The 14,407-nt window shown below is 68.4% G+C and carries 14 protein-coding genes; 7 read left to right on the plus strand and 7 right to left on the minus strand.

Going from position 1 to position 14,407, the window contains the following annotated elements:
* Position 1: 1 nt before the first annotated feature.
* The 3 genes from HOV77_RS24600 to HOV77_RS24610 all read right to left on the minus strand — a co-directional run bounded on the left by HOV77_RS24600 (position 2) and on the right by HOV77_RS24610 (position 2,558).
* Complete coding sequence (locus tag HOV77_RS24600) at positions 2-355, minus strand: YciI family protein (protein ID WP_290865532.1); 354 nt, start codon at positions 353-355, stop codon at positions 2-4.
* 27 nt (positions 356-382) lie between these two features.
* The gene (locus HOV77_RS24605; RefSeq protein ID WP_290865534.1) at positions 383-988 is read right to left on the minus strand and encodes a dihydrofolate reductase family protein; all 606 of its coding nucleotides are present in this window, start codon (positions 986-988) and stop codon (positions 383-385) included.
* 100 nt (positions 989-1,088) lie between these two features.
* Complete coding sequence (locus HOV77_RS24610) at positions 1,089-2,558, minus strand: ATP-binding protein (protein WP_290865536.1); 1,470 nt, start codon at positions 2,556-2,558, stop codon at positions 1,089-1,091.
* 273 nt (positions 2,559-2,831) lie between these two features.
* On the opposite strand from HOV77_RS24610, the gene HOV77_RS24615 reads away from it, so the two are divergent.
* The 4 genes from HOV77_RS24615 to purE all read left to right on the plus strand — a co-directional run bounded on the left by HOV77_RS24615 (position 2,832) and on the right by purE (position 8,553).
* Positions 2,832-4,835 carry a thioredoxin domain-containing protein gene (locus tag HOV77_RS24615; protein WP_290865538.1) on the plus strand — a complete coding sequence of 668 codons (2,004 nt, stop codon included), beginning with the start codon at positions 2,832-2,834 and terminating at the stop codon, positions 4,833-4,835.
* A 46-nt stretch (positions 4,836-4,881) separates the two neighbouring features.
* Entirely contained in the window at positions 4,882-6,768 is a 1,887-nt protein-coding gene (locus tag HOV77_RS24620) for a hypothetical protein (protein ID WP_290865540.1), read from the plus strand.
* A 133-nt stretch (positions 6,769-6,901) separates the two neighbouring features.
* The gene (locus HOV77_RS24625; RefSeq protein ID WP_290865542.1) at positions 6,902-8,059 is read left to right on the plus strand and encodes a 5-(carboxyamino)imidazole ribonucleotide synthase; all 1,158 of its coding nucleotides are present in this window, start codon (positions 6,902-6,904) and stop codon (positions 8,057-8,059) included.
* Complete coding sequence (gene purE, locus HOV77_RS24630) at positions 8,056-8,553, plus strand: 5-(carboxyamino)imidazole ribonucleotide mutase (RefSeq protein ID WP_290865544.1); 498 nt, start codon at positions 8,056-8,058, stop codon at positions 8,551-8,553. The genes HOV77_RS24625 and purE overlap by 4 nt, the downstream gene beginning before the upstream one ends.
* Here purE and HOV77_RS24635 read toward each other — a convergent pair.
* Positions 8,550-9,005 (minus strand): hotdog domain-containing protein, encoded by a 456-nt coding sequence (locus tag HOV77_RS24635; protein WP_290865560.1) that lies wholly within the window; start codon positions 9,003-9,005, stop codon positions 8,550-8,552. The genes purE and HOV77_RS24635 overlap by 4 nt on opposite strands.
* A gap of 128 nt (positions 9,006-9,133) precedes the next feature.
* Here HOV77_RS24635 and HOV77_RS24640 point away from each other — a divergent pair, with 128 nt between their 5' ends.
* Positions 9,134-9,739 carry a hypothetical protein gene (locus HOV77_RS24640; protein WP_290865546.1) on the plus strand — a complete coding sequence of 202 codons (606 nt, stop codon included), beginning with the start codon at positions 9,134-9,136 and terminating at the stop codon, positions 9,737-9,739.
* A gap of 194 nt (positions 9,740-9,933) precedes the next feature.
* Here the strand turns inward: HOV77_RS24640 and HOV77_RS24645 are convergent, their stop codons facing one another.
* The 3 genes from HOV77_RS24645 to HOV77_RS24655 are packed head-to-tail and all read right to left on the minus strand — an operon-like array spanning position 9,934 to position 12,454.
* Entirely contained in the window at positions 9,934-10,974 is a 1,041-nt protein-coding gene (locus HOV77_RS24645; protein ID WP_290865548.1) for a hypothetical protein, read from the minus strand.
* Positions 10,975-11,008: 34 nt separating this feature from the next.
* On the minus strand, positions 11,009-11,665 hold the full coding sequence (locus HOV77_RS24650; protein ID WP_290865550.1) for a VOC family protein: 657 nt from the start codon (positions 11,663-11,665) through the stop codon (positions 11,009-11,011).
* 9 nt (positions 11,666-11,674) lie between these two features.
* Positions 11,675-12,454, minus strand: a complete 780-nt coding sequence (locus HOV77_RS24655) for a TetR/AcrR family transcriptional regulator C-terminal domain-containing protein (protein ID WP_290865552.1) — start codon at positions 12,452-12,454, stop codon at positions 11,675-11,677.
* Positions 12,455-12,523: 69 nt separating this feature from the next.
* Here HOV77_RS24655 and HOV77_RS24660 point away from each other — a divergent pair, with 69 nt between their 5' ends.
* Entirely contained in the window at positions 12,524-12,898 is a 375-nt protein-coding gene (locus HOV77_RS24660; RefSeq protein WP_290865554.1) for a VOC family protein, read from the plus strand.
* A gap of 363 nt (positions 12,899-13,261) precedes the next feature.
* Complete coding sequence (locus HOV77_RS24665) at positions 13,262-14,257, plus strand: glycoside hydrolase family 11 protein (RefSeq protein ID WP_290865562.1); 996 nt, start codon at positions 13,262-13,264, stop codon at positions 14,255-14,257.
* The last annotated feature ends 150 nt before the right edge of the window (positions 14,258-14,407 follow it).

The raw sequence follows: 14,407 nt of genomic DNA on the forward strand, positions 1-14,407 counted from the left end.
TTCACGCGCTGGGGGAGGGATCGAGGTCGACGCCGGCGAACGGCCGTACCTCCACCTTGCGATTGCACGCCTTGGAGCCGTCCGCGGCGAGTTTGAGGGCCACGTCGAGGTCGGCGGCTTCGATGATCCAGAAGCCGGCGAGGTACTCCTTAGTCTCGACGTATGGACCATCGGTGACCAGCGGATCCCCGCCGCGGTTGTCGATGACGGTCGCGGTGCTCGGCCCGGCCAAGCCACCGGCGAAGACCCAATGGCCCTCGGTCTTGAGCCGGTCGTTGAACACGTCGATGGCGGCCATCTCGTCCTCCGTGGCGAGGTCGAGACGGTCGTGCACGACGGAAACCAGGTAATGCATGTCAGCTCATCTCGGGTAGAAACTGGATCAGTCGGCGGCGTACTGGGGTTTCCCAGCGGCTCGATAGGTCTGGAGAACGACGCCCTGGGGAAACACGCGCGACTGGACCAGGTCGAGCGCGAGGTCCGGTCCATTGCCGGGAAACAGCCGCGCGCCCTGGCCGACGATGACCGGGAAGACGAGAAGGTTCAGCTCGTCGATCAGGTCGTTCGCCAGCAGCCACTGGACCAGCGTCCCGCTGCCGTGCACCTGAAGCTCGCCGCCCGGCTTCGCCTTCAGCTCGCGTACGGCTTCGGCGAGATCGCCGGACAAGACCGTCGTGTCCGCCCAGCCCGCCTCGGTCATCGTGGTCGACGCGACGTACTTGGGCCGGGTGTTCATGGAATCGGCGATCGGTCCGCTGCCCAGTTCCTGGACACCCCAATAACCCGCGAACAGATCATAGGTACGCCGTCCGAACAGGAACGCGTCGGCGCGAGCGAACACCTCCCCGACGTAGGCCGCCGATTCGGGATGGAAGTAGGGCCGGGCCCAACCGCCTCGCTCGAACCCGCCGCTGCGGTTCTCGTTCCGCCCGCCGTTGCCCTGCACCACTCCGTCGACAGTAATCTGCGTCAGGGTTGTCAGCTTCATGATCGTGGCTTCCTTCTGCTGCCGGGCGCTCCTCGCGAGCGGCCTCTCAGCAGTACCACGAACGCGTACGCCCCGATCCGACACGACTCTGCAGAATTTTCTAGGCCGGTTCGTAGAGCTGATGGAGATCGACGAGCAGTATGCGCCGATCCTTGGCTGCTGCGGCGATGAGTTCGGGAGTGAATCCTGCGCCTCCGTAGCAGGCCAGGACGGTGTCGTCAGTGGCATAACCCTTGAGCGTCAGCAACTCCCGGGCCCGCGCCAGGCGATCGAGGTGATGAGTGCCCATCACTTCGCCCCACTTCGCCTCGCCGAGGGACAGGACTCGTCGTGAGCCATGTGAGTCTTGCGCGGCGAGGACAGCCACATCGATCTCGATCTGCGTCCGGTTCGCCGGATCGTTGACGACGCCGGATCCCACCTCGGAGGCGAAGCCCTTGAAGAGATCGGCTCCGTTTTCGAGCGCGTACTCGCGACAGAGCCCTTCGAAATGCGGGCCGACCACCTGCGTGAGGAACGTCTGGCGTACCGAGGCCCACACCGCTTCGGCCCGATGGATTTCCAGCTCGGACCAGCGCTTGCGCATGATCGCCTCGTAGAACGTGATCAGCGGTTCGACGATGCGATAGTGCGAGCGCCCGGGACGGAACAGGTCGGGCTCGCGGCGGATCAGCGCACAATCCTCGAGGACGTTGAGCGGGTGAGATATCTGATCTGACTTGCGGCCGATGTAGTTTGCGATGCCGCCGTTGGTGGTGTTGCCCGTGGCGATCGCGGCCAACACCGAGTGGTAGAGCGCCGGATCGCGGATGTCCGCCTCTTCCGCCAGGAGGTAACGAGCCTCCCGGAAGAGCGGAGTCTGCGGATTCAGCACCGTCCGTACGACCCAGGCGTCGAAATCGCCGAGGTCGGCCGGCGCGTCTCCCTGAGTGAACTCGTAGCGGTACGCAGGAGTTCCACCTAGGACGGAGTGGACGAGGACGGCTAGTCGTGGATCGGCGAGGCCCCAGAACTCGGCTGCGTCACGGTAGCGGAACGGCTGGACGACGAGTTCGAGGCCGGCTCGACCGCGCAGCGGCGATTGGCCGGACAGGAGACCCCCCATGACCGACATCGCCGATCCGCACAGCACCAGGCGTACGGAGCTTTCCTGTCCGCTGCCACCGGGGCCGAGCTCCCGCTGAATGATGGACGGCAGGGACGGTGACACCCGGGTCATGAACGGGAACTCGTCGATGACGAGCAGCGTCGACCGCTCCCGAACAGCCTGGAACATCTGCTTTATCGCGCTGTTCCAGTCATGGGGCGCTGGATCCCACGGCTCGCGCGTGAACTTGACGAACGCGTCGGCGAAAAGACGAAGCGACTCGGCCTCGGCGGCCTCGGTCGCGGCAAAGTACATCCCGCCGGTCGCTTCGGTGAGCGCCTGCAGGAGAAAGCTCTTGCCCTGCCGTCGGCGGCCGCTGACGACGCCCAGCGTCGCACCGGGGCGGGCCAGCGGTTTGGTGGCGAAGGCCGTCAACCCTTCCCACTCGCGACTTCGATCGAAGACGCGCGCCGGCTTGTCCATTTTCATCCCCTTACGACGGGCAACACAGTGACTTGAGACACGGAACTATACTTCCCGGAAGTATAGTTCCGTCTTGCCGCGTGGTGGGACACATGGCTGGTCAGGCGTCCAACGGCTGGCCTCGATACCCATTTCATGCAGCGCTCAGTACCTATTTCATGCGGACGGTTGCCACCCCCGACCAGGTCAACTCCCAGAATTGCCAGGCTGCGTTCCTGAGACTGCCAGGCGGGGGTGAGGAGACCTGAGCCGAGTCTGTGGGAGAGTCTGAGAGTGAATCGGCTCGGCAGCTCGACCTCGCCCTACCTCCGTCAGCACGCGGCCAATCCGGTGGACTGGTGGCCTTGGTCTGATGCGGCGCTCGCCGAGGCCCGCGAGCGTGACGTTCCGGTGCTCATCTCGGTCGGGTACGCGGCCTGCCACTGGTGTCATGTGATGGCGCACGAGTCGTTCGAGGACCCGGTGATCGGGGCGAAGATCAACGCGAACTTCGTGGCGATCAAGGTGGACCGCGAGGAGCACCCGGACGTGGACGCCGTGTACATGGCTGCCACGCAGGCGATGACGGGACAGGGTGGCTGGCCGATGACGGTCTTCGCCACTCCCGACGGCGAGCCTTTCCTGTGCGGGACGTACTTCCCGCGGGCGAACTTCGACCGGCTGCTCGACGCGGTGGGCGAGGCTTGGCGGGATCAGCGCGAGGCGGTGCTGCGGCAGGGTGCGGCGGTGGTCGAGGCGATCACTCCGACGGCTTTGAAGGGCGCTCAGCCGATCACTTCGGAGCTGCTCGGGCAGGCCGCGCAACGGCTGGTCGCCGCGCACGACGTGACCTATGGCGGCTTCGGGGAGGGCGGCCCGAAGTTCCCGCCGCACCTGGCGATGATCTTCCTCTTGCGGCACTTCCAGCGTACGAAGGATCAAGAAGTGCTGGAGGTCGTGCAGCACACCGCCGAGGCGATGGCTCGGGGTGGCCTCTACGACCAGGTCGGCGGCGGGTTCCATCGGTACGCAGTGGACGGCCACTGGGTGGTGCCGCACTTCGAGAAGATGCTGTACGACAACGCGCTGCTGCTGCGGGCGTACGCCGATCTGTGGCGGCTGACCGGGGACGAGCTGGCCGGACGGGTCGCCCGGGAGACGTATGAGTGCCTCGTCCGGGACTTCGCCACGCCGGAGGGCGGATTCCGGTCGGCGTACGACGCGGACACCGAAGGTGTCGAGGGCCTGACCTATGTGTGGACTCCGGCGCAGCTCGTCGAGGTGCTCGGCGAAGAGGACGGCCGGTTCGCCGCCGACGTCTTCGGGGTGACCGCTGCGGGCAACTTCGAGCACGGTACGACCGTTCTCACGCTGGCTCGCGACATCGACGCGGCCGACCCTGAGGTGCGGGATCGGTGGCTGCGGGTCAAGGCCAAGCTGTTCGCGGCGCGTCGGGATCGGCCGCAGCCTGCGATCGACGGCAAGGTCGTGGCAGCTTGGAACGCGCTGACGATCACGGCGTTGGGGGAGTACGCCCGGGTGGCCGAGGCGATGGGCGAAGATCCCGGCGAGGCGGCGGAACAGGCTGAACGTGCGGCGACGTTGCTGGCCGAACTGCACCTCGTGGACGGCAAGCTGCGAAGGGTGTCGCTCGACGGTGTCGTAGGCGAGCCGGTCGGCGTACTCGAAGACTATGGCTGCGTGGCCGAGGCGTTCAGTCTCGTTCATCAGCTCACCGGCGAGGCGGTCTGGCTCGACCGGGCCGGTGCGTTGATCGACACCGCGTTGACGAAGTTCGTTCAGGACGGCCGGGTGTTCGACACGGCGTCCGACTCGCAGCGCCTGGTCACCCGACCGGCGGACCCCACTGACAACGCCACGCCGAGTGGGGCGTCCGCGCTGGCCGGCGCGCTGTCGGTGTACCACGCGCTGACCGGCGAGCCGGCTTTCCGGGAGCGGGCCGAAGACATCCTCGGTCAGGTGGCCGACGTCATCGCCCGGCATCCCCGGTTCGCCGGCTACTCGGCAGCGGCGGCGGAAGCCCTGCTCAGCGGCCCGGTCGAGATCGCGATCGCCACGCCCGATCGGGATCAGGCCGCCGATCTCGTCCACACCGCGGTCAAGAACGCGCCCGGGGGAGCGGTGCTCGTCGTCGGCGAACCCGACCGGCCCGGGGTTCCGTTGCTGGCCGGGCGTCCCCTGATCGAGGGCCGGCCAGCGGCCTACGTGTGCCGGGGTTTCGTGTGCGATCGCCCGGTCACCGACGCTGTCGGTTTGTCGACAGTGCTCACCGCATAGGGGTCACTTATCCAGCTATGTCGGAATAGCCGGATAGCATCGGCGCATGGCCGGCCTAGCCGCACTGATCTCCCGCCCACCGAGCGCGGCCGACGCAGTCGCCGACGCGCTCGCCGCTCGCGGCTCCGACGTCGCCCGTCATCGCGCCGGCTCGGCGACCCTGATCGTCCGGGCCGCCCTGCCCATCGTCCATGAACTGGACGGATGCGTGGCGGTCGTCGACGGCGTCGCCGAACTCAGCACGCTGCTTTCGGCGTATCGCCAGAAAGGTCCGAGCGGGCTGCTCGGCGGTCCGGACGCCTACGCGCTGATCTTGCGCGACACGAAGCGCCACGGCCTCGTGCTGGCCCGGAACGGTGACGGACCGCCGCTTTACTACGCGCAGAGCGTGACTGGCATGCTCGTGGCCTCGGAGCCCGAGGCCTTGCTCGCGGCCGGCGTGCCCGCGGACCCGGACCCGCAGGTGGTGGCCGCGTTTCTCGAGACCGGCGCGTGCGACGCGAGCGATCGGACCTTCTACGCGGCCATCCGCCGCGTGCTGCCGGGTCAAGCCCTCGCGCTGGACATCGAGGTCACCGACCACACGCCCGCGGCGATGCGTCGACAGCGGTCAATCTCCGCGCGGATGGCGCTGCGGTGGGCGGTCGTTCCGGGTCGCTTAGGGGTACGCCTGACGCCGGGACCGGTTTCGGCGGCCATTTACGGGGCGATTGCGGCCTCGGGAGCCGCCGTGGTGAGTGAGATTCCGACGGCGCTCGACCTCACGGAATACCTGGCCGATGTCGGCGAACCGTTGCCTGACCTGGAGAGTTACCTGATCTGGGCGACCGCGCGGACGGTCGCGGGCGAGATCGACACGCTGCTCGACGCGGCACCGCCCGGGACTCACCTCGCCCGGCTGGCCGACCGGGTGAGCAGCCGATACGGCGTCGAGCTGCGGTTTCCGCAGTGCGACGCAGCGGCCGGCGCCGACTGGGCGGAACTCGCCGCGCCGACCCCGCCCGTCCGGCCGCTGCCGTCGACGGCGGACGTGCTGCGACGGATCGGGCCCGAGCTGGCGGCCTCTGTGTTGCACAGCTTGCCGAGTCCGGCGGCGGTTTCGCAGCTCGGGGCGCTGCTGGCCGGAGATCCATCAGCGGCGGAGGCCTTGTTCCGGCGGCACGTGCTGGCGTACTGGCTGGCTCGGCATGCTCCGGCGACCCAGGCCGCGCCGCCGCCGGACGACGTCGTGGCGGGCGGCCGGACTTGGCGGCGTACGCCGGTCGAAACCGACCTCCTTCAACCCGGTGATCCGCTGCCCGAGAAGCTCGCCTGGTATGTCGCCGAAGCCGCCGCCGGCAGCACCGAACCCTGGTACGTCCTGGTGTCGGCGAAGGCGGTCGCGGTCACCCAGAGCCGGGTGCGGCCGGTCTGGGAGATCACGCCCGGATTCGCCGCCCGCTGCGTGTCGGCGCTGACCGGCGAGCCGCCGTGGGTCGCGCAGTCCGTGATCGCGTACGGGTCGGGCAGCCGCGCGATCATGGCCGGGATCTGCGGTCGACTTCGCCTGCGCGGTTTGGCCGACCGCTTCGTCACGCCTGCCATGCGGGCGGTGCGGCCGCCCCGGGATGCGGCAGTCGGCGTCGCCCGGATCGGTGTCGCGGGCCCGCCCCGAGGTGGCGACGCGGTGGCCCAGGAGGTGCTCGACACCCTCGCCAAAGTCCTCACCGACACCGAGTACGCCCAGCTCGCCGGGTGCGCCGTCGTCGGGCCGACCGGACTGTGGGGGTGGGCCGGACCGGGCTCGCCCTCGCCGTCCTCTGAGCTTGTCGGCGCGCTCGGCTCCGGCGATCCCTTCGGGGATCGGCGTACGCCGGTCGTGCTCGCTCTCGCTCAGCCCTTGCGGGCTGCGCGTACGCCCGCTCGCAAGGCTTCGCGGCGCTCTCGCCGCTGACTCTTTTCGCGCTGTCGTTTGGGCGCTGGATCAGGGTTCGCGGTCGAATCTCGCACCAAGATTCGACCCGGAACCCTGATCTGGCGCCAGCCGGAGCGAGCGCCGTTCGGGCAGGTCGGTAGGCTTGCCCCCGATGGACACCCGGACTGGACTGCCGGTGGTCGGCATGATCGGCGGCGGACAGCTCGCCCGCATGACCCACCAGTCGGCGATCGCCCTCGGCCAGTCGTTGCGCGTACTGGCCACCTCACCCGACGACGGAGCCGCGCTCGTGGCGGCCGACGTGCAGATCGGCTCACACCTCGACCTCGCGGCGCTGCGGGACTTCGCCAAGGGCTGTGACGTGGTCACGTTCGACCACGAGCACGTCCCGGGCGAGCACATCCGCGCCCTCGCCGACGACGGGGTGGCCGTCTACCCCTCGGCTGACGCGTTGCAGTACGCCCAGAACAAGCGCCTGATGCGGGAACGGCTGACCGAGCTCGGCGCGCCGATGCCCCGCTGGCGCCCGGTACGCCGCATCGACGACGTCCGAGAGTTCGGCGACGAGGTCGGCTGGCCGATCATCGGCAAGGCCGCCACCGGCGGTTACGACGGCAAGGGCGTCTGGGTTCTGCGTACCTGGGAAGCGGCGGTCGAACTGCTGGAGCAGGGCGTCGATCTCATCGTCGAGGAGAAGGTCGCCCTGGACCGGGAACTCGCCGTCCAGGTCGCCCGATCGCCGTTCGGGCAGGTGGCGGCGTACCCGGTGGTCGAGACCGTGCAGCAGGACGGGATCTGCGTCGAGGTCCTCGCACCCGCGCCGAACCTCAGCGCCGAGCAGGCCGCCGAGATCCAGCAACTCGGCATCCGGATCGCGACCGAGCTGGACGTGGTCGGCGTACTGGCCGTCGAGCTGTTCGTCGACGCCGACGGCCGGTTCAGCGTCAACGAGCTGGCGATGCGTCCGCACAACTCCGGGCACTGGACTATCGAAGGTGCCCGCACCAGTCAGTTCGAGCAGCATCTGCGGGCCGTCCTCGACTACCCGATGGGCGACACCTCACCGGCCGCGCCGGTGGTCGTGATGGCGAACGTGCTCGGTGGCCCCGACGGCGGTATGCCGATCGACGAGCGTCTGCATCACCTGTTCGCCGCCGAGCCCGGAGTCAAGGTGCACCTCTACGGCAAGCAGGTTCGGCCGGGCCGCAAGATCGGACACGTGACCGCGCTCGGCGACGATCTCGCGCAGACTCGCGCCCGTGCGGCGCGGGCGGCCCATTGGCTGACCTACGGGGAGGAACCGCAGTGAGTGTGCAGGTCGGGATCATCATGGGCAGCGACTCGGACTGGCCGACGATGCAGCCCGCCGCCGAGGCGCTCGCCGAGTTCGACGTGACCTACGAGGCGCACGTCGTCTCGGCCCACCGCACCCCGGTCAAGATGATCGAGTACGGGCAGGCCGCGGCCGGACGCGGTATCCAGGTGATCATCGCGGGCGCCGGTGGCGCCGCTCATCTGCCCGGCATGGTCGCCTCGGTCACGCCGTTGCCGGTGATCGGCGTACCGGTGCCGTTGAAGTATCTGGACGGGATGGACTCGCTGATGTCCATCGTCCAGATGCCGGCCGGCATTCCGGTCGCCACGGTCTCCATCGCGGGCGGCCGCAACGCCGGCCTGCTCGCCGTACGCATTCTCGCCGCGAGCGATCCCGCTCTCCAGCGCCGCGTCGAGGCGTACCAGCAAGGTTTGATCGAGCTCGTCGAACAGAAGGACGCGGCGCTGCAAGAGCGGCTGCCGAGCTAATCCATGTGCGGAGCCCGGTGTTGCGCGATGGCCTGACGCCGGGCGAGCCGGTGTTCACGCCGGATGATCGCCTCCTGGAAACGACGCCGGTCGGTGTCGCTCTCGGGCAGGACGGGCGGCACGGAACGGGGCTTGCCGTCGCCGTCGACCCCTACGAAGACCAGGTACGCCGTCGCGACGCGTTCCGGCGTCCGCCCGGCCTCGTTCCAGCGTTCGGCGAGGACCGTCACACCGATCTCCAACGACGTGGTGCCCGTCCAGTTGACCTGCGCCTTCGCATGGATGAGATCGCCCACGCGGACCGGGACCAGCAGCTCGATCTCGTCGATGGCGACGGTGACCGCGTTGAACCCGCAATGGCGGGCGGCGGCCGCCCCGGCGGCATCGTCGACGAACTTCATGATGACGCCACCGTGGACGGTGCCGTAGAGGTTCACGTCGAGGGCGGTCATGATGCGGCTCAGCGTGATCTGGGAGTACGCGGTCGGCCGGCCGGAGGCGATGTCGTTCACGCTGCTCAGGCTAGAGCCTGAGGAATCGCTGGGTTGCGGGGCGGCCGGAAATCTATAGGGTGCCTCACATGCGTCATTTATGGAGTCTGATTGCCGGAGTAGTCATCGCTCCGCTCGTGTGGGCGGTCGTGGCCTTCGGCCAGACGGTCATGGGCGAGGTTTACACAGCGGGTGCGCCCACGGGTTACTCGTCGAAGGTGCTGCTCGGGGCAGGTCTTCTGGTGGGTGCGGGTCTCATCGCCGGCCTCATCGCGTCACTCCGGGTCTCCCCGGTGGGGCCCCTGCTCGTCGCCCTGCTGTACCTGGGCAGCTCCGCGCTGCTGATCTTTGCGCCGAAGACCGGCGCGGACGTCTTCGACCGGGTCCAGAAGGACGTCCTCGGTCACGACGTCATGACGATCACTCCGCTGAAGTCGGGCGTCATCCCCGTGCTCGGCGGCGTACTGCTGATCGCCGTGTTCAGCGCCAGCCGTTGGCGTGTGTGGCCGGGCACCGTGGCGGCCGACTCGGCCACCACCACGACTTCGATCGACTGGACTGCGACTCCGGTTCCGGCGGCCTCGGAATCCACCACCACGACCGAGCCGACGACCTCGTTCACCCCCGTGAGCCCGGCTGGTACTGGGACGGAGACTTCCTCTTCCTCGCCCTGGGGGCCGACGCCTGGGCGCTGAGCGCTCGCTCTGCGCTTCCGGGTCGCTGGCTTTCCGCTTCGCGGTCGCCTCCGGGTCGCTGGCTTTCCGCTTCGCGTTATCCGGGATAACGCGGTCTTGATTTCGTTTGAGGCCGCGTTATCCCGGATAACGCGCCGCCTGAGGCAGCGCCCGCGCCGCCTGAGGCAGCGCCCTGCTGCCGAAGACGGGCGAAGTCACGCCCCGAAGTCGTCGATCTCGGCGGCGAGGTGGGGCCGCCGCCCGGCGAGCAGCAGCGTGCCGACCATCCCGACAACCGCGTACGCAGCCAGCACCAGCAGTGGCGCGAGCAGCTTCGAGTTGCCGAAGTACACGACGGAGCGAAACGCCGAGAGTCCGGCTCCCGGGGGCAGCCAGGGGCCGATGGCCCGCCAGAAGCCCGGCAGCAGCGGCCAGGCGTACGCACCGCCGGCGCTCGGGTTGCCGAGGATCACGAACAGCAGCACCGCCAGTCCGATGCCGACGATGCCGGACACGACCTGCAACGCCATGGTCGCCGCGCCCACGCCGAAGACGAGCAGCGCGCCGATGGCGGCCAGTCCGACGTAGTGGTGCGGCATACCGCCGACGATGGCGTAGCTGATCCACGCGCCGACGATGCCCGACACGACGGCGTACGCTGCGAGCGCGCCGAGCCGGACGACCGCGCGTTGCCGGGTCGCAGGCCGTGCGCCGAGGCTGACGCTGAGCGCGGAGGCGACGAGGTAGCCGCCGACGGTCCAGCCGACCACGAGATAGAACCCCGACAGCCCCCGGGGATCGCCGCTGGGCAGGGGTTTCACGTCGGTGACGGTGAACTTCCGGCCGGTCTGCCCGGAGATCTGCTGGAAGATCTCCTCCAACGTGGTGGTGACGGCGACGCCAGCCGCCGAGGCGACGATCAGCTCATCTTTCTCCGGACCGACCACATAGGCCCCGTACGCGTCCTGGTCGTCGATCTCCTGCACGGCCGCCGCCCGGTCCGCCACCACGGTCGCCTTGAGCGGGTCGCCGGGCAGGCCGTTGAGCTGCTGTGCGACCTGCTCGTTCGTGGTGGTCACGGCGACTTCGTGCGGCTTCGGCTCGTGGAACGCGGCCAGGTAGCTCGCGATGAAACCGGCCTGCAGCAGGAGGACTCCGATGACCAGCGCCACCGATCGGGTCGACACGCCGCGGTCGGCCAGCCAGCGTACCCAGCGCCAACGTGGCCACGACTCGCGTTCATGCCGTCCCGTCACGGCTTCGAGCGTACTGTCCTAAATGCCGGAATAGTTAGGAACGGCGCAGCACGACGCCGAACTCGTTTCCCTCGGGATCGGCGTAGACACCTGGGCTGACCTGCGTGGCTCCCGCCGCCTCCAGCTCCGCGAACGACGGAACGGAGATCTCCCAGCGCACCCGACTGGGCACCGTCTTCGATTCCGGAACGGGATTGAAGTCCAACGTCAGAATCGGCATGTCCGGCACCTGCTCCACTGTGTACCCGAAGTCCGTCTGCTTGGCCGGGGCGCCGTACAGCCCCGCCCACCATGAGCCGGCCTTCGCAGGGTCGGCGCAATCCACGACGAGCCCGTGCAGCCGATCCTCCGGCAGCTCCTCACGAAGGAAGGCGCAGAACTCGTTGCCTTCGGGGTCGGCCATGACCGTCCACGTCCGGCCGTCGCCCTTCGGCAGCACGACCGTCGCGCCCAGCACCTCCAACCCGGCGATGCTCAGGGCATACACGTCGAGGTGGACACGGTTCTTCACCGTCTTCGGCTCCGGCGTACGCGTCAGCCAGATCGTGTGCCGCGGAGTGGGTCCGAAGACGCCTCCGGAGTCGGCGTCGTACGCCTTCCAGGTGCGGCCGAGCACGTCACCCCAGAACGCCCCGATCCGTTCGGGATCCCGGCATTCCATGGTGACCTTCTTGAAGCGGGCGATCGCCATGCGAACACCCTATGTGTCAGAACGCCGTTCGATGAGGTCGGCCAGCCCGGCGAGGACCCGGCGCAAGCCGAAGGCGTACGCGTGCTCGGGGTCGTAGGCGCTGCCGTGGGCCGCCCCGGCCGCAGCACCGACCCGGGACGCCACCGGGAACCGCTCGGCGTCGAACATCTTCGCCAGCAACGGCTGGTTGGCCGCCCACCACTGCTCGTCGTTCAGCGCCGACTCCTGCTGCGCCGTGCGTACATCGGCGGCGGCACGCGCGCAGGTCTGCACGAAGCCGAGCACGAAGGTCAGCGCCGCGTCGAGGTCGACGTCGTCCAGCCCGACCCCGTCGAGGGCCTGCAATTCGTAGTCGTACTTCGCGATCGCGCCCGGGCCGAGCGTCGGCCGGTTCGTGGACACCGCCGCCAGCCAGGGATGCCGCTCGAACAACGCCCGGTTGTCGTCGGCCACCGCCGTCACCCGGTCCCGCCAGTCCGGACCGGCCGGCTCGCGGCGCGGCATGCGTGCGTACACGGTGTCGAGCATCAAGTCGATCAGCTCGGCCTTGCCGGGCACATAGGTGTAGAGCGACATCGGCGCCACGTCGAGCGCTTGCGCGACGCGGCGCATCGAGACCACGCCGAGCCCTTCCGCATCGGCCAGCGCGAGGGCCGCGTCGACGATCTTGTCGACGCTCTGCGCGGGTCGCGGGCCTCGCTGCCCGATCGCGGGTTCGCGGGCCTCTCGCCACAACAACGTGAGAGTACGCACAGGGTCGCCTGCGCTGCTGCGATCGGTTGCCGCCACGGGGAATATCCTCTCACCCACAATTGTCGTACGCTGTACAACGTACGCCGTACAGATAAGGAGCCCCTCATGCGAGTAACCGCCGCAGCCATCTCCCTGAACGTCGCCGACGCCGCGACCTCGGCCAAGTTCGCCCAGGACCACTTCGGGTTCACCGAGGACATGGCGGCCGACGGCTTCGTCTCGCTGTCTCGCCCCGACACCGGGTTCAACCTGATCTTCCTGCGCACCGGTCTGGAGACTTTCCAGCCGCAGAGCATGAAGGGCGACGTCCACGGGGTGCTCGTGGCGCTCGTCGTGGACGACATCGACGCCGAGTACGCACGCCTGCAGGCCGAGGGCGTCGACATCGTGACCCCGCTGCAGACCGAGCCGTGGGGCGAGCGCTTCTTCCAGGTCGCCGACCCGAACGGAGTGATCATCCAGCTCGTCCAGTGGGCCTAGCGTTAGTTCCGAAAATTTCGGGATTCGGTGGCCGCCGTGGCGCTACGACATCACGGCGGCCCCCCTTGATTGCCACGGTCAGGTTTCATGTCGACTTCCGAAAGGTTTCCGGAAGTCGTTGACAATCCGAGAGGCTGCATCCCAGAATCGACCATCGACGAGCTTCAACGATTGTGGGGTATCGGGCCGCCCAGCCCGGCCCACGATCGCGTCGAATGTCCCGCAGCCCGAGTCCCCCGGGCTGCCCTCGTGAAAGGGATGTACGCAGTGAACGACACCCCCTCCCCTCGGGAGCTCCACGGACGAAGCCGGGTCAGGCTGTTCGCCGCGGTGGCCGGCGCGATCGCGCTCGCCGTCGCCTCGATGACGCTGGCCGGCGTCGCGCATGCCGAGGCCGACCGGACGGTCACCTCGAACACCACCGGTACGCACAACGGCTACTTCTTCTCGTACTGGAAGGACAGCGGCAACGTCACATTGCAGCTGGGCGCCGGCGGTAGCTACAGCGTCCAGTGGAGCAACATGAACAACATGGTGGTCGGCAAGGGCTGGAAGCCCGGCTCCAGCCACACCGTGAACTACTCGGGCACCTTCAGCCCGAACGGCAACGGCTATCTGGCGCTCTACGGCTGGACGACCAACCCACTCATCGAGTACTACATCGTCGAGAACTTCGGCAGCTACAACCCGAGTACGGGCGCCCAGCGGCTGGGTTCGGTCACCACCGACGGCAGCACCTACGACATCTACCGCACACAGCGGGTCAACCAGCCCTCCATCATCGGGACTGCGACGTTCTACCAGTACTGGAGCGTCCGGCAGTCGCACCGAAGCAGCGGCACCATCACCACCGCCAACCATTTCAACGCCTGGGCGAGCCTCGGCCTGAACCTCGGCAGCCACGACTACCAGATCATGGCGACCGAGGGGTACCAGAGCAGCGGCAGCTCCAGCATCACGGTCAGCGAGGGCAGCCCCACTTCGCCGAGCCCGACCACGAGCTCGCCGCGGCCGAGCACGTCGCCCACTGGTGGCGGCGGCGGCAGCAGTGCCTGCCGGGTGACGCAGGCGCCTAACGCCTGGAACAACGGCCTGACCGACAACATCACCATCACCAACACCGGGTCATCGGCGATCAACGGCTGGCAGCTGAAGTTCAACCTCGCCTCTGGGCAGAACATCACTTCCGGTTGGAACGCGACGTACTCGCCGACCAGCGGGGCAGTGACGGCGACGAACGTCAGCTACAACGATTCGATACCGCCGGGCGGGTCGACCACGATCGGCTTCCAGGCAACGCATACCGGTAACACGGCGAGTCCCAGCGGCTTCACGCTGAACGGCGCGGCCTGCAGCTGACGGTCTAACCCGTGATGCGCTCCCACTCCGCACGGGTGGGACCGTCGAACGCGGGCGCGGGGTCGGGGTTCCCGGCGAGCCACTCGTCGAGAACCGCCCGCGCCCGCGGTCACGCTCGCGCATGATCGAGTGAGTCGTGAACGTCGCAGG

This window comes from Hamadaea sp., from assembly GCF_013362815.1.
GTDB lineage: Bacteria > Actinomycetota > Actinomycetes > Mycobacteriales > Micromonosporaceae > Hamadaea.